This is a genomic window from Thioclava sp. DLFJ4-1 (genome assembly GCF_002020145.1).
Lineage (GTDB): Bacteria > Pseudomonadota > Alphaproteobacteria > Rhodobacterales > Rhodobacteraceae > Thioclava > Thioclava sediminum.
The window spans coordinates 772769-796775 of the sequence record NZ_MPZT01000002.1; the positions used below are offsets into that span (position 1 = coordinate 772769).

The window sequence follows — 24007 nt, forward strand, 5'->3', positions numbered from 1 at the left end:
TGCGGTTAACGCAGCCCCGCTCCCATGACCGGACCTCACGACACCTGACACCGATACAATCGGTCGTATGGACTTCGCGGGGCGCGAGTGGTTGGATCGCGCCCGATACGAAGGAGGCACCGATGGCATTCGGCAAAAACATCCGCACATGGTTCGAAGGCGCATGGCACGAGGGCGATATCGCCGTGATGCGCGCCGCCGATCACGGGCTTTGGCAAGGCAGCTCGGTCTTTGACGGGGCGCGGCTTTTCGACGGGGTCGTGCCCGATCTCGACTTGCATTGCGCACGCACCAACCGCTCCGCCGAGGCGCTGATGATCACGCCGACCCTCGCCGCCGAGGAGATTGTCGAGATTGCGCGCGAGGGCCTGCGGAAATACGACAAGGGTGCTGCCGTCTACGTTCGCCCGATGTATTGGGCGATTGCGGGTTCCGATCTGGGAGTCGCGCCGAAGCCCGGCGAGACCGGATTCGCACTGTGCCTCGAAGAGGTGGCGATGCCCGATCCCGGCAAATCGACGACGCTGACCACCACGCAATTCCGTCGTCCCGTTCTGGCCGATAACGTCACGGATGCGAAGGCGGGCTGCCTTTATCCGAACAACGCCCGGATGCTGGTCGAGGCGCAGCGCAAGGGCTTTGGCAACGCGCTGGTGCAGGATGCGATGGGCAATGTCGCCGAAAGCGCGACCGCGAATGTCTGGATGGTGAAAGATGGTGAGTATTTCACGCCCATGCCGAACGGCACCTTCCTCGCGGGGCTCACGCGCAAGCGGATCATGGGCCTTCTGCGCGAGGGCGGCGAGACGGTGCATGAAGCGGTGCTGACGCTCGACGATTTCCGCAATGCCGACGAGGTCTTCCTGACCGGCAACTTCGCCAAGGTCACCCCGGTCGCGGGCTTCGACGATGTCAGCTACACGCCCGGCAAGGGCACCCAGCGGGCGCGCGAGGCCTATATGGACTGGGCGCAAGGGTCACCGCTTTGAGCCTCGACACCCCCGCGGTTGCCAAAGACCTCGCGCCGGGCGATGATCCACGCACACCCCGTCCCGGAGGAGCCATGCGCAAGTTTCTGGTTGTGCTCGACGATACCCGCGAATGCCTCAACGCGATGCGGTTCGCGGCGATGCGCGCGAACCATACCGGCGGCGGCGTCATTATCCTCTCGGTGATCCCGCCCGACGAATACCAGCACTGGATCGGCGTGGCCGAGATCATGCGCGAAGAAGCCCGCGAGCGGATCGAGGCGCATTTCGAGGTCTTCGCGAAATGGATGCGCGACCGTCAGGGCGTGGAGCCGGAGCTGGTGATCCGCGAGGGCGAACCCGTGCCCGAGATCATCGCCGTGATGGACGAACATCCCGAGATCGGCGTGCTGGTACTTGGAGCAGGCTCCGGCAAGGGCGGTGCGGGGCCGCTGGTCAGCCAGATGGTCAAGCAGGCGGGCACGCTGCCCTGCCCGCTGACGATCGTGCCGGGCGAGATGTCGAAGGAAAAGCTCGAACAGATCACCTGACCGATGCCGATGCCCTGGACCTATCGCCATGCGCAGAAGGAGTTCGCCTCTTTCCTCGCCGATGCGCGCGATCGGATGAGCCTCGACTCCGACAATATGACCTACACGGCGGTGGAGGGCGTCTTCGTCACCTTCCGTGCGCGGCTGCGCCCTGTCGAGGCGATCGCCTTCGCCGATTGCCTGCCTGCGGTGTTGCGCGCGATCTTCCTGTATCACTGGGATGTGATGGCGGCGCCGCGCCCGTTCGGCAGCCGGACCGAGATGACCCGCGAAGCGCAGGCGTTGCGCCCGCATCACAACCTGACCCCCGACAATGCCATCGAGGCCACCGCCTTTGCGCTCTGGCGCCATGTCAATCGTCGTGACTTCGAGGCCGCTCTTGCGCGGATCGGGCCGGAAGCGGAGGCGTTCTGGCGCCCGGAGGTCACCGATCCCGCCCAGATCGCGCCGCGCATCATCTAGCGCATAGCCGCGATTACTTGATTAATTCAGTCGGAAGGCGCATATGAGCGGCAAGCCAAGGAGGCACGCGATGTTTATTCAGACCGAGACGACCCCGAACCCCGCGACGCTGAAATTCCTGCCCGGCCAGACCGTGCTGGAGACCGGCACCGCTGATTTCCCCTCCGCCGAAGCGGCGGCCAAATCGCCGCTGGCCAAGCGCGTTTTCGCAGTGCCCGGCGTGACCGGCGTGTTCTTCGGCTCGGACTTCGTGACCGTGACGAAAGATGACGCGACTAGCTGGGATCACGCGAAACCGGCGATCCTCGGCGCGATCATGGAGCATTTCCAGTCCGGCGCCCCGGTGATCGAAGGCGAAGCCGCGCCCTCGGGCCATGCCGAGCATGACGGCGAGGACGGCGCGATCGTCTCGCAGATCAAAGAGTTGCTCGACACCCGCGTGCGCCCGGCCGTGGCGCAGGACGGTGGCGACATCACCTTCCACGGGTTCGAGCGTGGCGTGGTCTACCTGCACATGCAGGGCGCCTGCGCTGGTTGCCCGTCGTCGACGCTGACGCTCAAGATGGGGATCGAGAACCTGCTCAGACACTACATTCCTGAGGTTTCAGAGGTGCGTCCGGTCAATGCCTGATCTGACGCTAGGCTTCGACACATCGGCCGCGCATTGCGCGGCCGCTTTGCTGTCGGGTGAAGACTGCCTCGTTTCGCGACACGAGGAAATGGGACGCGGACAGGCCGAACGGCTGATGCCGCTTCTCGAAGAGGTGCTCGCAGAGGCGGGCGTCGGCTGGCGCGACCTGACGCGGATCGGCGTCGGGATCGGGCCGGGAAACTTCACCGGCGTCCGTATCGCCGTCTCCGCCGCGCGTGGGCTGTCGCTGAGCCTGCGGGCCCCGGCGCTCGGCGTCTCGATCACCGACGCCGCACAATTCGGCAGCGAAGGTCCGGTGCTTGCCGCCGTCGCAGCACCTCGGGAACGCGTCTATCTCGAGGGCTTCCGTACCGCACAGGCCATCCCGCTGGATCTGCATGAGCTCGACGCGCTGCCCGAAGGTCTGACCGAACCCGGCCTGACCTGCATCGGCACTGCCGCCGAGGAGGTCGCCCAACGGATCGGGGCCGCCGCCGCACCCGCGGCTTTCGCGCCTGCCGAAGCCATCGCACGGATCGCGGCCTCTCGCGAATTCATCCCCGGAGAGCGCCCCGCGCCGCTCTACCTGCGCGCGGCCGATGCCGCCCCGCCCTCCGACCCGCCGCCGAGGATCCTCGACTGATGCGCGCCGAAGCCCTCGCCGAGCTGCATGCCGCCTGCTTCACCACACCGCGCCCGTGGAACGAGGCCGAATTCCGGGATCTGATGCGCGGCCCCGGCACCTTCCTGTTGAACGAAAACCGAGGCTTCCTGCTGGGACGCGTCATCGCGGGCGAAGCCGAGCTTCTGACCCTCGCCGTCGACCCGAAAGCGCGGCGCAACGGCACCGGCCGCGCGCTCGTGGAGCGGTTCGCACAGGAAGCCGAGGCGCTTGGGGCCGAAAGCGCCTTCCTCGAAGTCTCCGCCGAGAACGACGCCGCGCGCGCGCTTTATGCCGCGACCGGCTGGAAGGAATCGGGGCGTCGCAAGGGGTATTACCGCAGCCCGGAGGGCGATCGCATCGACGCGATGGTTCTCACTTTGCCGCTCGCTAGAGCGACAAGCTGACCGTTCAATCAAATTTGTCTTGCGACCCCGCGTCATCCACAACTTGACGCTTGACCCCTTTGGCAAGCTCTGCCCAAATCGCTGGGTCCGCGCGCTGAACCGAGCGCGCCAACAGGCTTATCCAACAGGGCCATAACGTTCGGGAGTAATCCATGACCTATTTCACCAAGTTCCTCGGCGCCGCGACCGCGCTCGCGCTCAGCGCCGGGGCCGCGCTGGCCGATCCCGCGATCATTTACGATCTGGGCGGCAAATACGACAAGAGCTTCAACGAGGCCGCCTTCAACGGCGCCAAGCGTTGGGCCGAAGAGACCGGCGGCTCCTACAAGGAACTGGAAATGCAGTCGGAAGCTCAGCGTGAGCAGGCCCTGCGCAAACTCGCCGAGTCGGGCGCCAACCCGATCGTGATGACCGGCTTCGCCTTCGGCGACACGCTCAACACCGTCGCCCCCGACTACCCCGACACCAAGTTCGCGATCGTCGACATGGTCGTCGACCAGCCCAACGTCGAGTCGATCGTCTTCAAGGAAGAGCAAGGCTCCTACCTCGTCGGCATGATGGCCGCGATGGCGTCGAAAACCGGCACCGTCGGCTTCGTCGGCGGCATGGACATCCCGCTGATCCGCAAATTCGCCTGCGGTTACGTTCAGGGCGTGAAAGCCGTGAACCCCGACGCGAAAGTCATCCAGAACATGACCGGCACCACCCCGGCAGCCTGGAACGACCCGGTGAAGGGCGGCGAGATCGCCAAGGCCCAGATCAGCCAGGGCGCGGACGTGATCTACGCAGCCGCTGGCGGCACCGGCATCGGCGTTCTGCAGGCAGCCGCGGATGGCGACGTCCTGTCGATCGGCGTGGACAGCAACCAGAACTACCTGCACCCGGGCAAGGTCCTGACCTCGATGCTCAAGCGCGTCGACAACGCCGTCTATGACGCGTTCTCGGCGGGCCCCGATCTGAAGCCGGGCATCAAGGTGATGGGTCTGGCCCAGAACGGCGTCGGCGTCGCGATGGACGACAACAACAAGTCGCTCGTCACGCCCGAGATGGAAAAAGCCGTTGAGCAGGCGAAAGCCGACATCGCGTCGGGCAAGATCGAAGTGCATGACTACATGTCGGACGACAGCTGCCCGGTCGAGTGATGAGCACAACAGAGTCGAACAACGCGGGGCGGCAGGCAACTGCCGCCCTTGCCACTGAAAACGCCAGCGATGCGGCCGAAGCGGCCCACGCTGCCGCCACGCCCACGGGCGCGCCCGCGATCGAGCTGAAAGGCATCTCGAAAGCCTTCGGCACGGTGCAGGCCAACAAGGACATTTCGATCCGGGTCATGCCCGGCACGATCCACGGTATCATCGGCGAGAACGGCGCGGGGAAATCCACGCTGATGTCGATCCTGTACGGCTTCTACAAGGCCGATGCGGGCGAGATCTGGATCAAGGGCAAGCACACCCATATCCCCGACAGCCAGGCTGCGATCAGCGCCGGCATCGGCATGGTCTTCCAGCATTTCAAGCTGGTGCAGAATTTCACCGTGCTCGAGAACATCATCCTTGGGGCCGAGGATGGCGCGCTGCTGCGCCCTTCGCTCTCCAAGGCCCGCAAGGAACTCAAGCGCCTCGCCGAGGAATACGAACTCAACGTCGATCCCGACGAGAAGATCGAAGAGCTCTCCGTCGGCCACCAGCAGCGCGTGGAAATCCTCAAGGCGCTCTATCGTCAGGCGGATATCCTGATCCTCGACGAGCCAACCGGGGTGCTGACGCCCGCCGAGGCCGATCACCTGTTCCGGATCCTCGATTTCCTCCGCAAGGAAGGAAAGACGATCATCCTGATCACCCACAAGCTGCGTGAGATCATGGAGATCACCGACACGGTCAGCGTGATGCGTCGCGGCGAGATGACGGCGACGGTGAAGACCGCCGAGACCTCGCCCGAGCAGCTGGCCGAGCTGATGGTCGGCCGCAAGGTTCTGCTGAACGTCGACAAGACGCCTGCGCAGCCCGGCAAGACCGTACTGGAGGTCGAGAACCTCCGCGTGAAGGACGAAGACGGGATCGAACGCCTCAAGGGCATCAATCTCGAAATCCGCGCGGGCGAGATTCTCGGCATCGCGGGCGTGGCGGGCAACGGCCAGTCCGAATTGCTGGAAATCCTCGGCGGTTTCGCCAAGGGCACCGGCAACATCCGCATCAACGGCGAAGAGATCGACCTCACCGGCAAACATAGCGACGGCCAGTCCCGCCGCCGCCGGGGCATCTCGCACGTCCCCGAAGACCGCCACAGTCTCGGGCTGATCCTCGATTTCGCCGCGTGGGAGAACATGGTCTTCGGCTATCACTCCGATCCGGCCTATCAGAAGAACCGCTTCGTGATGGACAATGCGGGGATCGTCGCCCACACGGCCGAGGCGATGGAACGCTTCGACGTGCGTCCGCCGATCCCGACCCTGCCCGCGAAGAGCTTCTCGGGCGGCAACCAGCAAAAGATCGTGCTGGCCCGCGAGATCGAACGGAATCCGGCGCTGCTGCTGGTGGGCCAACCCACCCGCGGCGTCGATATCGGCGCGATCGAATTCATCCACAAACGCATTATCGAACTGCGCGACCAGGGCGCCGCGATCCTGCTGGTCTCCGTCGAGCTCGACGAGATCCGGGCGCTCTCGGACCGGGTCGCGGTCATGTTCGACGGGCAGGTCATGGGCATCGGCCCCGTCGAGACCGCCACCCAGACCGGCATGGGCTGCCTGATGGCGGGCATGGGCGGCGAGGACGTGCGCGGCATGGACGGCTGGACCATCGCCGCGCCCGAGGAGAGCCAATAATGGAAAAGACACCGAGATGGGTCGATGTGGCCCTGATCCCGCTCCTCAACCTGCTGATCGCTTTCGTGATCTCGGGGATCGTGGTGCTGCTGATCGGCGAAGACCCGATCAAGGCGATCAAGGTCATGGTCTCGGGCGCGCTCGGCTCGCCCTATGGCTGGGGCTACACGCTGTACTACGCGACCAACTTCATCTTCACCGGCCTCGCGGTCGCGGTCGCCTATCACGCCAGTCAGTTCAACATCGGCGGCGAGGGTCAGGCGACGCTCGGCGGGCTTGGCGTGGCGCTGGTGCTGCTCGCGTTCCCGTGGCCGCATTGGACCATCGCGCTGATCGCAGCGATGGCGGGCGGCGCGATCTTCGGCGCGGCATGGGCGGCGATCCCGGCCTATCTGCAAGCCAAGCGCGGCAGCCATATCGTGATCACCACGATCATGTTCAACTTCATCGGCGCGGCGGTGCTGAACTACATGCTGGTCAACGTGCTGCGTCCGCGCGGCTCGATGGACCCGGCCACCGCGCGCTTCGGCGCTTCGACGCATCTGCCGACCTTTCATGACTTCCCGCTCGTCGGTCAGTTCTTCTCGAAATCGGTCCCGGCAAACGTGTCCTTCTTTGTGGCGATCCTCGCCTGCTACCTAGTCTGGGTGCTGATCTGGCGCACCAAGCTGGGCTTCGAGATCCGCGCCTTCGGGCGGTCGGAGTCGGCAGCGCGCTATGCAGGCATCTCGCCGGTGAAAATCGTGATGGCGGCGATGCTGATCTCGGGCGGCCTCGCCGGTCTCATGGCGATCAACAACGTGATGGGCGAGGCGCATCGCCTCGTGCTAAACTCGGTCGAGGGCGCGGGCTTCATCGGGATCGCGGTCGCACTGATGGGCCGCAACCACCCGTTCGGCGTGTTCCTCGCCGCGCTTCTCTTCGGCTTCCTCTATCAGGGCGGCGGCGAGCTGGCGCTGGAAACCACGATCCCGCGCGAGCTGATCACCGTGATCCAGGCGCTCGTGATCCTGTTCACCGGGGCCTTCGACAACATGCTGCGCGCACCGATCGAGAGCTTCTTCGTCGCGCGCGCCAACGCCCGGAAGGAGGCCTGAGATGGATTTCGGAACGATCATCGAAATTCTCGATAGCGCCGTTCGCCTCGGCACGCCGCTGCTGCTCGCCTGCCTCGCGGGTCTGTTCTCGGAACGCGCGGGCATCTTCGACATCGGCCTTGAGGGCAAGATGCTGATGGCCGCCTTCTTTTCCGGCGCGGTCGCGGCGGTGACGGGCAATGCGTGGCTCGGCCTACTGGCGGGCGTCGGCGGCTCGATGAGCCTCGCCTTCGTGCATGGCCTCGCCTCGATCACCTTCCGCGGCAATCAGCTGATCTCCGGCGTCGCGGTAAACTTCCTTGCCTCGGGCTTTACCGTTCTGATCGCGCAAAGCTGGTTCCATCAGGGCGGTCGCACGCCGCAACTGTCGGGCAACGGGCGCTTCGATCCGATCACCCTGCCCGGCGCCGACGCGGTCCAAGATGTACCCTTCCTCGGTCCGATCTATTCGAACCTGATCTCGGGACACTCGATCCTCGTCTATGTCGCCTTCGCGATGGTGCCGATCACCTGGTGGGTGCTGTTCCGCACCCGCTTCGGCCTGCGCCTGCGCGCGGTGGGCGAGAACCCGGAATCGGTCGACACCGCAGGCATCTCGGTCATTCGGATGCGCTACACCGCCGTCGCCATCACCGGCGTTCTGGCGGGTCTGGGCGGCGTCTATCTGGCAACCGGTCTGGCGGCTGGCTTCGTGAAGGAAATGACCGCCGGGCGCGGCTATATCGCTCTCGCGGCTCTGATTTTCGCGAAATGGCGGCCCGTTCCGGCGCTTGGGGCCACGATGCTCTTCGGCCTGCTGGAAGCGATCTCGAACCGCTATCCGAATATCGATCTGGGCGTCGTAACCCTGCCGATCCAGTTCATGCAGGCGGTGCCCTACATCCTCACCGTGATCATCCTCGCGGGTTTCATCGGCAAGGCGATCCCGCCGCGTGCAGGGGGGCAGCCCTATGTCAAAGAGCGCTGAACTCGCGCAACTGATCCGCGCGCGCGCAGGCGACGAGGCCCCGCGCCTCGGCCTGATTCTCGGCTCCGGCCTCGGCCATCTGGCCGAGGAGATCGAGGGCGTGGCGATCCCCTATTCGGAACTGCCGGGCTTTCCCCATGCGGGCGTCTCGGGCCACAATCCGAAGCTGGTGATCGGCACGCTCGAGGGCGTCCGTGTGGCCGTCTTCGGCGGTCGGGTTCACTATTATGAACACGGCAACCCTGCCGAGATGCGCCTGCCGCTGGAGATCCTCAAGGAACTCGGCTGCGAGAGCCTGCTGCTGACCAATGCGGCCGGCAGCCTGCGCGAGGACATCCAGCCCGGCGGGCTGATGATGCTGAACGATCACATCAACTTCTCGGGCAACAATCCCCTGATCGGCGAACCCTCGGATGCGCGTTTCGTGCCGCTGACCGAGGCGCATGACCCGGAGATCCGCGCCGGGCTCAAAGCCGCAGCTCAGGCCGAAGGGATCGAACTGCCCGAAGGCGTCTACTGCTGGTTCTCCGGCCCGACCTTCGAGACCCCCGCCGAAATCCGCGCCGCGAAAGTCTTCGGCGCCGATGCGGTGGGCATGTCGACCGTGCCGGAAGTGATCCTCGCCCGGTTCCTCGGCCTTCGCGTCGCCGCCGTTTCCGTCATCACCAATATGGGGGCGGGCATGGCGCAGGAGAATATCAGCCACGAGCAAACTAAGGCGATCGCGCCGATGGGCGCGGCCAAGCTCGAACAGGTTTTGCGACGATATCTGCAACAGTTGTAACCCCGCGGCACGGCGGGGTTTGACTTCGCCTGCCCTTCGGGGACACTAACGATGCAACCTCCTCAGCGGGTGCAGCTCATGCAGATCTACCTGCCCATCGCCGAAGTCTCGGTCAATATCTTCACCCTGCTGGGGCTCGGCGGCATCGTGGGGCTGCTCTCGGGCCTGTTCGGCGTGGGCGGCGGCTTCCTGATCACCCCGCTTCTGTTCTTCATCGGCATCCCCCCTTCCGTCGCCGTGGCCACCGGCGCGAACCAAGTTGTCGCCTCGTCCGTGTCGGGCGTTCTGGCGCAGCTCAAACGCAAGGCGGTCGACATTCCGATGGGGCTCGTGCTGCTGGTGGGCGGCCTGCTCGGCTCGGCCAGCGGCATCTACGTCTTCAACCTGCTGACCGAGCTGGGCCAGATCGATCTCGCGGTGCAGCTTTGCTACGTCGTCTTCCTCGGCCTGATCGGCCTTCTGATGCTGCAAGAGGGCATCCGCACCATCCAAAAGCAGCGCAAGGGCGGTGGCGTGCGCAAGAAACGCGTGCAGCACACTTGGGTCCACAAGCTGCCCTTCAAGTTCAAGTTCCGCGCCTCGGGCCTCTATATCTCGGTGATCCCGCCGCTGCTGGTCGGGGTCGCGGTCGGTATCCTCGCGGCGATCATGGGTGTCGGCGGCGGCTTCATCATGGTCCCGGCGATGATCTATCTGCTGAACATGCCGACCAAGGTCGTGATCGGCACCTCGCTGTTCCAGATCCTGTTCGTCTCGGCCTTCACCACGCTGATGCACGCGATCACCAACCAGACGGTGGACGTGATGCTGGCGCTCCTGCTGATCGTCGGGGGCGTGATCGGCGCACAGATCGGCTCGCGGCTGGGCGCGCGACTGAAGGCGGAACAGCTGCGCATTCTGCTGGCGCTTCTCGTGATCCTCGTCGCCGGCAAGCTCGGCCTCGACCTCGTGCTGCATCCGAGCAACCTCTACTCCATCGCGACGGGGGGCGAATGATGATCCGTACCGCCCTCCTCGCCCTCGGCCTCTGCGCTGTCGCCCTGCCCGCTCTGGCACAGGACCAACAGGTTCTGCCCGCGCGTCCGGGAATGCCGATCACCAATCGCCCCGAACCCGACGAGCAGATCGTGGCCGGTCTCAGCCGCGACAATATCGGGATCACGACCTCCTTCGACGGGTCGCAAATCCTGATCTATGGCGCGATCAAACGCGAAACGCCGGAGCCCAAAGGGCAGAAACTCGCGGTGATCGTGACGCTCGAAGGGCCGCTCGGCCCCGTCACCATCCGCAAGAAATCGCGTGAATTCGGGATCTGGGTGAACACGGCTTCGGTCGGCGTCGCCGCTGCCCCCAGCTATTACGCCGTCGCCACCTCCGGCCCGCTCGGCGATATCCTCGATCGGCGCACCGACACCCAGCAGCGGATCTCGATTCCGCTCGCGATGCGCGCCTTCTCGGGTCCGATCACCGTCGACGACTCGATCCCCTTCACCGAAGCGCTGGTCGACATCCGAAAGGAGCAGGGGCTCTACAAACTCGAGACCGGCGGCGTGCATATCGTGGACAACACGCTGTTCCGCGCCGATTTCGCGCTGCCTGCGAACCTCACCGAGGGCGATTACAAGACGCGTATCTTCCTGCTGCGCGACGGCAAGCTGGTGGACAAATACCAATCCGCGATCGAGGTGCGCAAAGTCGGGCTGGAGCGCTGGCTCTACACGCTCGCGCATGAGAACGCGGCGCTCTACGGGCTCTTGTCGCTAGCGCTTGCGGTCTTCGCAGGCTGGGCGGCCGCCGCGATCTTCCGCTTCGTGCGTTAACCGCGCCCGACGAAGGGCATCGCGCTCGCCATCACCGTCATGTTGAGCACATTCGCCTCGAGCGGCAGCGAGGCCATGTGCAGCACCGAGCGCGCGACATTGGCCACGTCCATCGTGGGCTCCGCCGTCTTTGTCGCCGCCGAATCCATGTTCGCCAGAAGCCCCGTGCGCGCATTGCCGACGTCGATCTGTCCGCAGGCGATGTCGAAATCGCGCCCGTCCAGCGCGATCTGCTTGGTCATGCCGTTGATCGCGTGTTTGGTGGTCGTATAGGCGAGCGATTTCGCGCGCGGCACCTGCCCCGAGATCGAGCCGTTATTGATGATCCGCCCGCCGCGCGGCGCCTGCCCCCGCATCTGCCCGAAAGCGGCCCGGGCGCAGAGAAACATCCCCGTCAGGTTCACCGCGATACAGGCGTCCCAATCCTCCAGCGTGACCTCGTCGGGCAAGGCCGCAGGCGGGAACATCCCGGCATTGTTGAACAGCACGTCGATCCGCCCGAACTTCGCGACGACCTCGGCAAAGGCGCGCTCCACCGCTGTTGCATCGCTCACATCGCAAGCCACCGCCAGCCCGTCGCCTTGCGCGGCGACCTCCGCCAGCTTGTCCTCCGAGCGCGCCAGACAGGCGACCTGCCAGCCTTCGGCCAGCGCGGCCTCTGCCACTGCGCGCCCGATCCCGGCGCTCGCCCCGGTCACCACCATCACGCCCATCTCGCCCCTCCTTCGCCTTGGCTCAAATATCCCCGCCGGAGGCTCCTGCCCTATCCGTCCTGCGGTTCGGCTTTCAGTTCCAGCTTACCGCCGCCTTTCGGCAGGTCGTCAATGGTCAGCGGCGCCGAGGGCCGCGCCAACCGCGCCCGCACCACCCACAAGAGTCGATGCTGCGCCCGGGTGATCGCGACATAGGCGAGGCGCTTCCACAGCGGGATGCCCGCCTCGATGCGCCCTGCCCGGTAGGCGGCGTAGATATCGGGCGCGAAGACCTGCACGTCTTCCCATTGCGAGCCCTGCGCCTTGTGGATCGTCACCGCCGCGCCATGCAGGAAGGTCGCGCCCATCCGGGCCGCGAAAGGAATGAACGGCTCCTCCTCGTCGGGCATCTCGATCTTCACGATCGAGGCCGCCGAGAGCCGCGGGTCTTCCGCCCCCATCACATGCAGCCGCGAGAAACCGGGTTTCTTGCCGGGGCCGAGATAGATCACCTGCGCGCCCTTGATCAGGCCGCGCGCCTCCAGATCGATCCGCTTCTTGCGGTGCTTCACCGGCAGTTCGATCCCGTCGCAGATCAAGGGCTCGCCCGGCAGCATCATGTCGGCCGGCGCGGAATGGGCGGCGCGGAAGGCATGGATCAGCCGGATGCGCGTGGCGTTGCGCCAGACCAGCACCGGCGAGCGCGCCATCAGATCACTCTCCACCCGCTCGGCCCAGACGACGCGGTCGTCCTTGGCGGCGGCTTTTTCGATCTCACGCTCGAACTGCTCGAAGGTCACGCTCTCATCGCCCAGCATATGCGCCAGATCGAGGATCGGGTTATCCTCGGCCTGCCGGTGGATGCGGTGCAGGATGTGTTTTCGCTCGTCGGGCAGACGCTCGAAGACCATCTCGCCCGACTGGTTCACCGGCGCCAGCTGCGCCGGATCGCCGAACAGCACAAGCGTCGGGAAAATTTCGCGCAGATCGTCGAACTGACGCTCATCCAGCATCGAGGCCTCATCGACAAACCCGATATCGAGCGGGTCTTCGCGACGCTTCCAGCCATTGATGAAATCCGAGCCGCGCAGCCCCGCCGACGCCAGCGCCGCCGGGATCGATTTGTGCAGATCGTAGAAGGCTTTCGCCCGGTCGAGCGTCGCTTCGGTCAGGCCCATCTCGATCAGCAATTCGGGCTTGGGCCGCTCGCCCTGCCCGGTCAGCCATTCCGCGATCCGCTCATATTCGGGATCGTAGACCGGCGTGTAGAGAATGCGGTGGATCGTCGTCGCGGGCACGCCGCGCGAGCGCAACACGCTCGCCGCCTTGTTCGTGGGCGCGAGGATCGCCAGCGTGCGCTTTTCGCGGCGCCGCTTGCCCTCGAAATCGCCCGAGACCAGATCGACGCCTGCCGCCTCCAACGCTTTATAGAGCTCCGCCAGAAGCAGCGTCTTGCCCGACCCCGCCTTGCCGATCACCGAAAGCACGCGATTGCTGCCGCTTTCCGGCGTCATCGAGCCTTCGAGAATATCGACCCCTGCCGCCTCGAGCGCGGAAGCAACGGCATCCCAAGCCTCGGCCTGGTCCTCGGAAAACTGGATCATGGGGGTCGTCATGGCGCGACCTTACCTGCGCGCCTTGGCGGGCGGAAGGGCGAAAGGGCTCGGTTTTCGCGGGGTCCGACGCCGGGAGCCTCCGGCGGGGATATTTGGGTCGAGAAGAAGACGCCTGCTCCTTCCCGATCCCAAACGGGCTGCTTGCTCAGGCGGCTTTTTCGGCCGGGGTCGCGAGCGTCACGATATCCATCATGATCCGGTTCAGCTCGAAATCCTTGGGCGTATAGACGCGCGCGACGCCGAAGCTCAGGAGCTTCTTCGCGTCCTCATCCGGGATGATCCCGCCGACGACGACCGGGACATGGTCGAGGCCAGCGGCGCGCATCCGCTCCATCAACTCCTCGATCAGGGGCATATGCGAGCCCGACAGGATCGACAGCCCCACCACATGCGCCTCGTCCTCGATGGCTTTGGCGACGATCTGTTCCGGCGTCAGGCGAATGCCGTCATAGGTGATGTCCATGCCGCAATCGCGGGCGCGGAAGGCGATCTGCTCGGCGCCGTTCGAGTGGCCGTCGAGGCCCGGCTTGCCGACGAGGAATTTCAGACGACGGCCCAGCTGCGAGCTCACCGCATCCACGGCCTCGCGGATATCGTCGAGCCCTTCGGTCTGGTTCGAGGGCGAGCGCGAGACCCCCGTGGGGCCGCGATACTCGCCATGAACGGCGCGCATCACGCCTGCCCATTCGCCGGTGGTCGCGCCCGCTTTCGCGGCAGCGATCGAAGCTTCCATGATATTCTTGCCAGCCTTCGCGTCCGCCTTGAGTTGCGCGAGCGCATCCTGCACCGCGGCCTCGTCACGCTCGGCGCGCCAGGCGTTCAGACGGTCGATCTGCTCCTGCTCCACCGCCGGGTCGACGACCATGATGCCGCCATCGCCTGCGGTCAGCGGCGAGGGTTCGCCCTGCTGCCAGCGGTTCACACCGACGACGATGGTTTCCTCGGCTTCGATCCGGTTGATCCGCGCGGCGTTCGATTCCACCAGACGCGATTTCATGTAGTCGATCGCGGCAATCGCCCCGCCCATACCGTCGAGCGTTTCCAGCTCGGCCCGCGCGCCGTCCTTCAGCGCCTCGACCTTCGCACTCACCGCCGGGTTGCCGTCGAACAGATCGCCATATTCCAGAAGGTCGGTCTCATAGGCCATGATCTGCTGCATCCGCAGCGACCATTGCTGATCCCAGGGGCGCGGCAGGCCGAGCGCTTCGTTCCAGGCGGGCAGCTGCACCGCGCGGGCGCGCGCGTTCTTCGACAGCGTCACGGCCAGCATCTCGATCAGGATGCGGTAGACGTTGTTCTCGGGCTGCTGTTCGGTCAGGCCGAGCGAGTTCACCTGCACGCCATAGCGGAAACGGCGGAATTTTTCGTCCTCGACGCCGTAGCGGTCACGGCAGATCTCGTCCCACAGCTCGGTGAAGGCGCGCATCTTGCACATCTCGGTGACGAAGCGGATGCCCGCATTCACGAAGAAGGAGATGCGCCCGACCATCGCGGGGAAGGCCTCTTCCGGCACCTTGGTTTTCAGATCGTCCAGCACCGCAATCGCGGTCGCGAGCGCGAAGGCCAGCTCCTGCTGCGGCGTCGCCCCGGCTTCCTGCAGATGATAGGAACAGACGTTCATCGGGTTCCATTTCGGCAGGTGCTCGCGGGTATAGGCCGCGACATCGGTGATCATCGCGAGCGAGGGCTTCGGCGGGCAGATATAGGTGCCGCGCGAGAGGTATTCCTTCACCAGATCGTTCTGAACCGTCCCCTGCAGCTTCGACACATCCGCACCCTGCTCCTCGGCCACAGCGATATAGAGCGACAAGAGCCACGGCGCGGTCGCGTTGATCGTCATCGAAGTGTTCATCTGCTCGAGCGGGATCTCATCGAACAGCGCACGCATGTCGCCCAGATGGCAGACCGGCACACCGACCTTGCCCACCTCGCCGCGCGACAGGACATGGTCACTGTCATAGCCGGTCTGGGTCGGCAGATCGAAAGCCACGGAGAGGCCCGTCTGCCCCTTGGCGAGGTTGTTGCGATAGAGCGCGTTCGAGGCGGAGGCCGTGGAATGGCCCGCATAGGTGCGAAACAGCCAGGGGCGGTCTTTGGCGGGCATCGTGTCGGTCATGGCGGCCTCCATCGGAATACGAATCTTCGTTGCGCAATATTGTTGCGCGTTGGGATGGTTTAAATTGAATTTTGTGATCCTGTCAATTCGCTGCAACGCGGCGTGACTGGTTTCATGCAGCGTCCGCGACGCGAAGCTTTATAAATAGGAGTTTGCTCGCCGCTCGAAAATCGAGAGGGACATAAAATTACAAAAACGGAACGTCAGGGATTGAAAAGTTGCGCAGCCATGCGTATCCCTCTGAACGAACACCGCCCGATTCTGCGGCGCGGCAAGGACAGACAGGAGAAAGCCATGGCCCTTGATCAGGAAACCGGTATCGCGCCCTACGATGCGCCGGAGAAGGACCTTTACGAGATCGGCGAGATGCCGCCCCTCGGCTACGTCCCCCCGAAAATGTACGCTTGGGCGATCCGTCGCGAACGCCATGGCGAGCCTGAGCAGTCGTTCCAGCAGGAAGTCGTCGACACCTGGGAGATCGACAGCCACGAAGTGCTGGTTCTCGTGATGGCCGCGGGCGTGAACTATAACGGCGTCTGGGCCGGTCTCGGCGTGCCAATCTCGCCCTTCGACGGCCACAAGCAACCCTATCACATCGCGGGCTCGGATGCCGCGGGCATCGTCTGGAAGGTGGGCGACAAGGTCAAACGCTGGAAAGTCGGCGACGAAGTGGTGATCCACTGCAACCAGGACGATGGCGACGACGAGGAGTGCAACGGCGGCGACCCGATGTTCTCTCCCTCCCAGCGGATCTGGGGCTACGAGACGCATGACGGCTCGTTCTCGCAGTTCACCCGCGTGCAGGCGCAACAGCTGATGCCGCGCCCGAAGCACCTGACCTGGGAAGAGGCCGCCTGCTACACGCTGACGCTGGCCACTGCCTACCGGATGCTGTTCGGTCACCATCCGCATGAGCTCAAGCCCGGCCAGAACGTGCTGGTCTGGGGCGCCTCGGGCGGTCTTGGCTCCTACGCGATCCAGCTTGCGAACACCGCAGGCGCCAACGCGATCGGCGTGATCTCGGACGAGAGCAAGCGTCAATTCGTGATGGATCAGGGCGCCAAGGGCGTGATCAATCGCAAGGACTTCAAGTGCTGGGGGCAGCTGCCCACCGTCAACACGCCGGAATATAACGAGTGGCTGAAAGAGGCCCGCAAGTTCGGCAAGGCGATCTGGGACATCACCGGCAAGGGCGTGAACGTGGACATGGTCTTCGAACACCCCGGCGAGGCGACCTTCCCGGTCTCGACGCTGATCGTGAAGAAGGGCGGCATGGTCGTGATCTGCGCCGGCACCTCGGGCTTCAACTGCACCTTCGACGTGCGCTACATGTGGATGCACCAGAAGCGCCTTCAGGGTTCGCACTTCGCCAACCTCAAGCAGGCGGCCTCGGCCAACAAGCTGATGGTGGAGCGGCGTCTGGACCCCTGCATGTCCGAGGTTTTCCCGTGGGATCAGATCCCGCAGGCCCATACCAAGATGCTGCGCAACGAGCATAAGCCGGGCAACATGGCCGTGCTGGTTCAGGCCCCGAAAACCGGGCTGCGTACCTTCGAGGACGCGCTGGAAGCGGGCCGCCGTAACTGACCACCCATTGTTGTTTCACGGGAAACCCGCGCTCGGGAGGGCGCGGGTTTTCTTTTGGGGGTTGAAGGGGGGGGGGCGCCCTTGGCGCGGGGCGACCAGCCCCGGGCCGCGCCCGACCCTCCCCCCGGGAGGGCGCATTGGCGAGGTCATCGCGGGCACGAATGACTTGCGGGCTTGCGAGATAAAGCGCGCAGCCACGCACCGATCAAAGCGCCCACCCAAGGCTCGGGCGCGCCCCTCACCCCCCAAACGAAAAACGCCCGGCCGATCCGACCGGGCGCTTAGGGCTCACTTGCCTGCTCTCAAGCGGCTTCGTTCGCATCCTCGGGCTGCTTCGCGCCGGTCATGTAGGCCACCGCATCCGACATCGAATGGTTCTTCGGATCGATCACGCAAAGCCGCTTGCCCAGCCGGTGGACGTGGACCCGATCCGCCACCTCGAACACATGCGGCATGTTGTGCGAGATCAGGATGATCGGCAGACCCTTTGCCTTGAGGTCGAGGATCAGGTTCAGCACCTGACGGCTCTCCTTCACGCCCAGCGCCGCCGTCGGTTCGTCCATGATGATCACCTTCGACCCGAAGGCCGCCGCGCGGGCCACCGCCACGCCCTGACGCTGACCACCCGACAGCGTCTCGACCGCCTGATCGATGTCCTGAATGGTCGCCAGCCCCAGATCGTTGAGCTTCTCGCGGGCGAAGGCGCGCATCGCGGGCTTGTCGAGCATCCGCAGCCATTTGCCCATCGGACCGGCGCGACGCAATTCGCGCCCGACGAACATGTTGTCCACGATCGACAGCGCGGGAGAGAGCGCGAGCGTCTGGTAGACCGTCGCGATCCCGGCATCCTGCGCCTCGAGCGGGCTCTTGAAGGAGATCGGCTTGCCTTCGAGCTTGATCTCGCCCTCGTCGGCCGTAACGGCCCCGGAGATCGCCTTGATGAGCGAGGATTTCCCGGCCCCGTTATCGCCGATCACGGCAAGGATTTCGCCCGGGTAGAGATCGAAGTCGCATTCGTCGAGGGCGGTGACGCGGCCATAGCGTTTGACCAGACCGCGTGCGGTGAGAATGGGCTCTTGCGTCATGCCGAAACCTTTCTGATCCATTGGTCGATAGCGACCGCGATGATGATGAGCCAGCCGATGGCGAAGACCTGCCAGAGCACGTCCACATTCGCGAGCCGCAGCCCCGACTGGAACACGCCCACGATCAGCGCCCCGAACAATGCGCCGAGGATCGAGCCGCGCCCGCCGAAGAGCGAGATGCCCCCGATCACCACGGCGGTGATGGAATGCAGGTTCGCCTCGTAGAAGGCCTGCGGCGAGATCGATCCCACGCGGCCGATCGACGCCCAGGCTGCGATCGCGCAGACGAGACCCGCCAGACCGTAGACCGACAGCAGCGTGCGGTCGGTGCGGATACCCGCGAGTTCCGCCGCCTCCTTGTCGTCGCCCACGGCATAGACGTGGCGGCCCCAGGCGGTCTTGTTCAGCAGATACCAGAGCACTAGGAACACCACGACCATCAGGACCGAGCCATAGGTCAGTCGCGCATTGCCGACGGTGATCGTGTTGCCGAAGAATTTCAGAAGGGGCGCGAACTTGTCGATATCCTGCGAGCGGATCGACTGCGCGCCCGAAAGCCACAGGTTCAGCGCGTAGAAGATCGACCAGGTGCCGAGCGTGGTGATGAAGGGCGGCAGTTTCACCTTGGTGACGAGGAAGCCGTTCAGCAAACCGGCGCCGGTGCCGCCTGCGAAGGAAATCAGCAGCGCGATCGGTGCGGGCACGCCCATGTAGACGGCAAGGTTGCCGGCGATGACCGACATCAGCACCATGATCGCGGCCACCGAAAGGTCGATGCCTGCGGTCAGGATGATCAGCGATTGCGCCGCAGCCAGCATCCCGATGATCGAGACCTGCTGCATGATCAGGGTCAGGTTGAAGGCCGAGAAGAACTTGCCCCCTGCGACCAGGCCGAACACGGCGACGGACAACAGCAGCACGATCACCGGCACCATCGTCGGATTGCCGTGCAGCCCGTGCTGGATCGTGCCGAGAAGCCCGCGTTTCTTACTCTTGAAGGCCGCGACGGTCTTGTCGCTTTGGTCGAGGCCGTGCTCGAAGGACTGGCCGCGAGGCGGAACGGTCTGGGTCATGTCCGTCATCCTCTTTGTGCAATGTGGGGTGAAGGGCCGTCACGCGGCCCAAAGGAAAGGGCCACCGCGCGGGGCGGCCCTTCCGGTCTTTCAGGCGGGGATCAGCCCCAGCACTGCTTCAGGCCTTCTTCCGACGAGATCGAGTCGATGCCATCGACCGGCTGGTCGGTGATCAGCGTCACGCCGGTGTTGTAGAAGTCGAGACCTTCGGAGTTCTGCGGCTTCGTGCCGTCCTTGGCGAAGGCCGCGATCGCTTCGATGCCCATCGAGGCCATCTTCAGCGGGAACTGCATCGAGGTCGCGCCGATGATGCCTTCCTTGACGTTCTGTACGCCCGGGCAGCCGCCGTCGACCGAAACGATGATCGCCTGATCCTGCATGCCGACCGATTTCAGCGCCTCGTAGGCACCGGCGGCAGCGGGCTCGTTGATCGTGTAAACGACGTTGATGCCCGGATCTTTCTGGAGAAGGTTCTCCATCGCGGTGCGGCCGCCCTGCTCGTTGCCGTTGGTCACGTCATGGCCGACGATGCGCGGATCGTCTTCGTCGCCGATCTTCTTCTCGTCTTTGATGTCGATGCCGAAGCCCTTCATGAAGCCCTGATCGCGCAGGTAATCGACCGAGACCTGGCTCGGGTTGAGGTCGAGGAAGCCGATCTTCGCATCCGCAGCCTTGTCGCCCATTTTCGCTTTGGCCCACTGACCGATCAGCTCGCCTGCCTTGAAGTTGTCGGTGGCGAAGGTCGCATCCGCGGTGTCGGCGGGCTCGAACGGGGTGTCGAGCGCGATCACCAGCGCACCGGCCTCGCGCGCCTTCGTGACCGCAGGCGCAAGCGCACGGCTGTCGGACGGGGTGATCAGGATACCCTTGGCGCCTGCCGCGATGCAGCTTTCGACCGCCGCGACCTGGCTTTCCACGTCGCCGTCGAGCTTGCCGGCATAGGTGTTGAGCGTGATGCCCATCTCTTTGGCCTTGGCCGAGGCACCCTCTTTCATCTTCACGAAGAACGGGTTGGTGTCGGTCTTGGTGATCAGGCAGGCGGTGGTTTCCGCCCAAGCGCCCGTCGCCATCAGGCCAAGCGCGGTCGCACCGAGAATTGCGGTTTTCTTCATCATGTCAGGTCTCCTCCCAGAAACAATTCAGCCGTCTCTCCGATCGGCTTCGAGGCAAATCATGTGCGAAGACGGGGCGACTCGTCAATAGATAAATCACGTGGATTTATTAATTGACAGAACACCCTCTGGAAGCCGATAAATACTCAGCGTAACTTAAGCGCGAGCAGCCTCGGAGAATGAACTGTGCCCCAGCGCGTGATGGAAATGATCAAGACCGCCCCGGTGAAAATTGGCACGGATCATTCCTCGATGCGCAACCGCAACGAACGGCTGGTGATGTCGCTGATTCGCCGCCGTGGCGCCTTGGCGAAATCAGAGATCGCGCGGATGACGGGCCTCTCGGCGCAGACCGTTTCCGTCATCATGCGTGCGCTCGAAGATGAAGGCTTTCTGCTGCGCTGCGACCCGGTGCGCGGCAAGGTCGGTCAGCCCACGGTTCCGATGCGCCTGAACCCCGAGGGCGCTTATTTTCTAGGCCTGAAAGTCGGACGTCGCCGCAGCGAAGTGATCCTGATCGACATGATGGGCACACCGATCTCGCGCAGCGTCTCGCGCCACGACTACCCCACCGCCGCCGACACCATCGCCTTCGCCATCGACGCGATCGCCCGGATGGTGACGGAATTGCCCGCCTCGAAACGCGAGCGCATCTCGGGCCTCGGCATCGGCGCGCCGTTCCGGATGTGGGACTGGGGCGTCGCGCTCGGACTGGAAGAAAGCGCGATGGCCGATTGGCGCGAGCGCGACATCCGCGCCGAGCTTGAGGCGATCTACCCGTTCCCCGTGGTGCTGGAAAACGACGCCTCCGCCGCCTGTTCGGCAGAGCTTTTGCTGGGCGATCAGACCCTGCCGGACGATTTCCTCTATGCGTTCGTGGGCTTCTTCGTGGGCGGAGGACTGGTGATGAACGGCTCGCTTGTGACCGGTCCCAACAACAATGCGGGCGCGCTTGCCTCGATGCCGGTGCCCGACGGTCACGGCGGCCAGTGCCAATTGCTCGACGTGGCCTCGCTCTCAGCCATCGAGACGGCCATGGCCGAGCGCGGTCTCAATGCGAGCTTCCTCTGGGAGCGGCGCGATGTGTGGGACCTTCCCGAAGACATCGTCGAGGACTGGCTCGCGAAAGCGGCGCGCGGTCTCGCGACTGTCGCCGCCTCCTCGGCTGCGCTGTGCGATCTCGATGCGATCGTGATCGATGGCTGGATGCCTGACGATTTGCGCGCGCGGCTCGTCGCCGCCACCGAAGCGGAACTGGCGAAGATCAACCTCTCGGGCGCGGGCGTTCCGATCGTGCGCGAGGGGCAGGTGGGCCCCGATGCCCGCGCGCTGGGGGCCGCGACCCTGCCGCTGAGCCTGCGTTTCCTGACCGAAATCGATCTGCCCGATCAGGCCGACTGACCCGGCGCGGCGAAGCGCAGCGACACGATCAGACCGGGCCGATTGTCGGACAGCTCCAGTTCCGCCTCGTGCAGCCCCGCCACCGCATGCACCAGCGCAAGCCCCAGCCCATTGCCCGGCGTCGTGCGCGAGCGTTCCAGCCGATAGAGCCTACGCAGAACCTTCTCGCGCTCCGCCTCGGGAATGCCGGGGCCATGATCGGCCACGCTGAGAATGATCGCGCCGTTCTCGCGCGACAGGCGCACCGCGATCTGCGGCGCAGGGCCACCGTGACGGATCGCGTTCTCGATCAGGTTCGACAGCATCTGCCCCAGCAAGCCCCGGTCGCCGTGCACCATCAGAGGCGCATCGGGCCGTTGCAAGGTCAGCGCCCCGCCCGCCTCTTCCGCACTGGCCTCGTAAAGCTCGGTGATATCGGCCGCGAGCGCGCCCAGATCGACCCGCGCGAACCGCGCCTTCGGACTGCCGCCCTCGATCTGCGCGATCCGCAGGAGAGAATGGAACACTGCCACCGCGCGTTCGGCCTCGGTGCCCGCTTGCTCGGCCAGCGTCCGGGGCGGCGTGTCCTCGGGCAAAGCCTCTTGCAGCTCCGACAGCAGCACGGAGATCCGCTGCATCGGCGTTTTCAGGTCATGGGCGATATCCGCGGAGACCTGACGCAGCGCCGCGACCGTCGCCTCCTGCGTCTCGGCCATCACGTTCAGCCGCGCCCCGATCCGCGCGAGGTCGTCGCCCTTCCGAGCCTTCACCTCGTCGCGCGGCACCCGCGCCTCCAACCGCCCTTCGGTCAGATCGTCGAGCGTTTCTTCGATCGCGCTCACCCGTTTGCGTGCCCGCATCCCGACCCACGCGCCATAGGCGGCAGAGACCAAAAGCGACGGCACGAAGGAGAAAACGAGGATCGCGAGGAAGGTCGAGGTCAGTTCCGCAATCGGCGCGCGGCTCTCGCCGATCACCAGCAAGCCGCCCGCAAGCGGCATCGTCAGCGTGAAATAGCCATGTTTCGAGAGCGGCGCATATTCGGGATGCCGCGAGATGACCCAGCGGTCGCCCTGATGCGTGACCCGCACATTGCCGACCTGCCGCCCATCCGACATCACGAAGGCGATCGCCCGCTCGGACGGGTCCGAGGCCCGCGCCTCCGCCGAGACGATAACCGAGAGCGTCTCGGGGTTGGCGGCCACCTGAAATACTGCCGTTTGCTGCTTGAGATCGGCACGGATCGAATCCTCGGTCGAGGAACGCAGCGCGACATAGGCAAAGCCGAGCGTCACCAGAAGGATCGCGAAGACGATCCCCATCAGCCCCAGCGCCTGCCGCAGCGGCGTCGAGGCAAGGATTTCCGCGCGGTTCAGACGTGTCTTCATCAGCCCTCGATCCGGTAGCCCGCACCGCGCACGGTGTGGATGAGGTCACGGTCGAACGGCTTGTCGACCTTGTTCCGGAGCCGGGAGATATGGGTCTCCACCACATTGGTCTGCGGGTCGAAATTCAGATCCCACACGCCCTCCAGCAACATCGTCCGGGTCTGCACCCGGCCCTTGCGGCGCAGCAGGAATTCCAACAGCGAGAACTCCCGAGGCAGAAGGTCGATCTCCTGCCCGCCGCGCGTTACCTTGCGCGCGATCAGGTCCATCTTCAGATCGCCTGCCTCCAGCATCACCTGCTCCGACTGCGCCTGCGGGCGGCGCGCCAATGCGGCGAGCCGCGCCGAGAGCTCGCCGAAGGCGAAGGGTTTCACGAGGTAATCATCCGCGCCTGCGTTGAGCCCCTCGATCCGGTCATCCACCCCGCCGATCGCGGTCAGGAAGATAATCGGCGTCGTGACCTTTGCGGCGCGGATCGCGCGGGTAATCGAAAGACCGTCCAGCTCGGGCAGCATCCGGTCGATGATCATCACGTCATAGCTGCCGCCCAGCGCTTGGGTCAGCCCGTCGCGGCCATTCGCGAGATGGTCGACCGTATGGCCCTCTTCGCGCAGGCCCCGCAGCACGTAATCGGCGGTGGTCGCGTCGTCTTCGATCAACAGCAGTTTCATCGCACTCGCTTTCTCGGTTCGCGACATATGTGGCCGATGCCACCGCACAAGTCACGCACCCCTCCCCTAAAGGTGAAAAGGATAACAGGTCTGCAATCTTCCCGCAGAGTCCCTG

Annotated in this window: 23 protein-coding genes; 15 read left to right on the forward strand and 8 right to left on the reverse strand. The window is 64.9% G+C overall.

Translation table 11 applies throughout. The features are described from left to right. Positions 1-122 precede the first annotated feature (122 nt). The 13 genes from BMI85_RS08920 to BMI85_RS08980 all read left to right on the forward strand — a co-directional run bounded on the left by BMI85_RS08920 (position 123) and on the right by BMI85_RS08980 (position 11172). A complete protein-coding gene (locus BMI85_RS08920) occupies positions 123-989 on the forward strand; it encodes a branched-chain amino acid aminotransferase (RefSeq protein WP_078600802.1) in 867 nt (288 codons plus the stop codon). A gap of 74 nt (positions 990-1063) precedes the next feature. Next, positions 1064-1519 carry a universal stress protein gene (locus BMI85_RS08925; RefSeq protein ID WP_078521378.1) on the forward strand — a complete coding sequence of 152 codons (456 nt, stop codon included), beginning with the start codon at positions 1064-1066 and terminating at the stop codon, positions 1517-1519. Between the two features lie 3 nt (positions 1520-1522). Next, complete coding sequence (locus tag BMI85_RS08930) at positions 1523-1981, forward strand: DUF2267 domain-containing protein (RefSeq protein ID WP_078600804.1); 459 nt, start codon at positions 1523-1525, stop codon at positions 1979-1981. Between the two features lie 70 nt (positions 1982-2051). Next, positions 2052-2612 (forward strand): NifU family protein, encoded by a 561-nt coding sequence (locus BMI85_RS08935; RefSeq protein WP_078571230.1) that lies wholly within the window; start codon positions 2052-2054, stop codon positions 2610-2612. Next, a complete protein-coding gene (gene tsaB, locus BMI85_RS08940) occupies positions 2605-3255 on the forward strand; it encodes a tRNA (adenosine(37)-N6)-threonylcarbamoyltransferase complex dimerization subunit type 1 TsaB (protein WP_078600806.1) in 651 nt (216 codons plus the stop codon). Before BMI85_RS08935 ends, tsaB begins: the two co-directional genes overlap by 8 nt. After that, positions 3255-3680, forward strand: coding sequence for a ribosomal protein S18-alanine N-acetyltransferase (rimI, locus tag BMI85_RS08945; RefSeq protein ID WP_078600808.1), 426 nt, complete (start codon positions 3255-3257; stop codon positions 3678-3680). The genes tsaB and rimI overlap by 1 nt, the downstream gene beginning before the upstream one ends. Before the next feature lie 152 nt (positions 3681-3832). After that, positions 3833-4822: a BMP family ABC transporter substrate-binding protein gene (locus tag BMI85_RS08950; RefSeq protein ID WP_078521388.1), complete on the forward strand. Its 990-nt coding sequence runs from the start codon at positions 3833-3835 to the stop codon at positions 4820-4822. After that, positions 4822-6504 carry an ABC transporter ATP-binding protein gene (locus BMI85_RS08955; protein WP_078600810.1) on the forward strand — a complete coding sequence of 561 codons (1683 nt, stop codon included), beginning with the start codon at positions 4822-4824 and terminating at the stop codon, positions 6502-6504. Before BMI85_RS08950 ends, BMI85_RS08955 begins: the two co-directional genes overlap by 1 nt. Next, positions 6504-7601 (forward strand): ABC transporter permease, encoded by a 1098-nt coding sequence (locus tag BMI85_RS08960; protein ID WP_078600812.1) that lies wholly within the window; start codon positions 6504-6506, stop codon positions 7599-7601. The genes BMI85_RS08955 and BMI85_RS08960 overlap by 1 nt, the downstream gene beginning before the upstream one ends. A 1-nt stretch (position 7602) precedes the next feature. Then, the gene (locus BMI85_RS08965) at positions 7603-8568 is read left to right on the forward strand and encodes an ABC transporter permease (protein ID WP_078549367.1); all 966 of its coding nucleotides are present in this window, start codon (positions 7603-7605) and stop codon (positions 8566-8568) included. After that, a complete protein-coding gene (locus tag BMI85_RS08970; protein WP_078600814.1) occupies positions 8552-9352 on the forward strand; it encodes a purine-nucleoside phosphorylase in 801 nt (266 codons plus the stop codon). Before BMI85_RS08965 ends, BMI85_RS08970 begins: the two co-directional genes overlap by 17 nt. Before the next feature lie 78 nt (positions 9353-9430). After that, on the forward strand, positions 9431-10348 hold the full coding sequence (locus BMI85_RS08975; RefSeq protein WP_078542579.1) for a sulfite exporter TauE/SafE family protein: 918 nt from the start codon (positions 9431-9433) through the stop codon (positions 10346-10348). Continuing rightward, positions 10348-11172: a TIGR02186 family protein gene (locus BMI85_RS08980; protein ID WP_168174757.1), complete on the forward strand. Its 825-nt coding sequence runs from the start codon at positions 10348-10350 to the stop codon at positions 11170-11172. The genes BMI85_RS08975 and BMI85_RS08980 overlap by 1 nt, the downstream gene beginning before the upstream one ends. On the opposite strand, the gene BMI85_RS08985 is transcribed toward BMI85_RS08980, so the two are convergent. From BMI85_RS08985 to BMI85_RS08995, 3 genes are all read right to left on the reverse strand, one after another. Further along, a complete protein-coding gene (locus tag BMI85_RS08985; RefSeq protein ID WP_078600818.1) occupies positions 11169-11885 on the reverse strand; it encodes an SDR family oxidoreductase in 717 nt (238 codons plus the stop codon). The genes BMI85_RS08980 and BMI85_RS08985 overlap by 4 nt on opposite strands. Before the next feature lie 50 nt (positions 11886-11935). Then, positions 11936-13480: an AAA family ATPase gene (locus tag BMI85_RS08990; protein ID WP_078549375.1), complete on the reverse strand. Its 1545-nt coding sequence runs from the start codon at positions 13478-13480 to the stop codon at positions 11936-11938. 145 nt (positions 13481-13625) lie between these two features. Next, positions 13626-15596, reverse strand: a complete 1971-nt coding sequence (locus BMI85_RS08995) for a protein meaA (protein ID WP_281480657.1) — start codon at positions 15594-15596, stop codon at positions 13626-13628. A gap of 294 nt (positions 15597-15890) precedes the next feature. Here BMI85_RS08995 and ccrA point away from each other — a divergent pair, with 294 nt between their 5' ends. Further along, positions 15891-17183, forward strand: coding sequence for a crotonyl-CoA carboxylase/reductase (gene ccrA / locus BMI85_RS09000; RefSeq protein ID WP_078600820.1), 1293 nt, complete (start codon positions 15891-15893; stop codon positions 17181-17183). A 302-nt stretch (positions 17184-17485) separates the two neighbouring features. On the opposite strand, the gene BMI85_RS09005 is transcribed toward ccrA, so the two are convergent. The 3 genes from BMI85_RS09005 to BMI85_RS09015 all read right to left on the reverse strand — a co-directional run bounded on the left by BMI85_RS09005 (position 17486) and on the right by BMI85_RS09015 (position 20453). Further along, complete coding sequence (locus BMI85_RS09005) at positions 17486-18268, reverse strand: ATP-binding cassette domain-containing protein (RefSeq protein ID WP_078521408.1); 783 nt, start codon at positions 18266-18268, stop codon at positions 17486-17488. After that, entirely contained in the window at positions 18265-19341 is a 1077-nt protein-coding gene (locus tag BMI85_RS09010) for an ABC transporter permease (RefSeq protein WP_078521410.1), read from the reverse strand. Before BMI85_RS09010 ends, BMI85_RS09005 begins: the two co-directional genes overlap by 4 nt. Positions 19342-19442: 101 nt before the next feature. After that, a complete protein-coding gene (locus BMI85_RS09015) occupies positions 19443-20453 on the reverse strand; it encodes a sugar ABC transporter substrate-binding protein (protein WP_078521667.1) in 1011 nt (336 codons plus the stop codon). A 186-nt stretch (positions 20454-20639) separates the two neighbouring features. On the opposite strand from BMI85_RS09015, the gene BMI85_RS09020 reads away from it, so the two are divergent. Continuing rightward, positions 20640-21854, forward strand: coding sequence for an ROK family protein (locus tag BMI85_RS09020; protein ID WP_348638971.1), 1215 nt, complete (start codon positions 20640-20642; stop codon positions 21852-21854). Here BMI85_RS09020 and BMI85_RS09025 read toward each other — a convergent pair. Then, positions 21842-23221: a HAMP domain-containing sensor histidine kinase gene (locus tag BMI85_RS09025; protein ID WP_078600824.1), complete on the reverse strand. Its 1380-nt coding sequence runs from the start codon at positions 23219-23221 to the stop codon at positions 21842-21844. The genes BMI85_RS09020 and BMI85_RS09025 overlap by 13 nt on opposite strands. Further along, complete coding sequence (locus tag BMI85_RS09030; protein ID WP_075776881.1) at positions 23221-23892, reverse strand: response regulator transcription factor; 672 nt, start codon at positions 23890-23892, stop codon at positions 23221-23223. The genes BMI85_RS09025 and BMI85_RS09030 overlap by 1 nt, the downstream gene beginning before the upstream one ends. Positions 23893-24007: the final 115 nt, after the last annotated feature.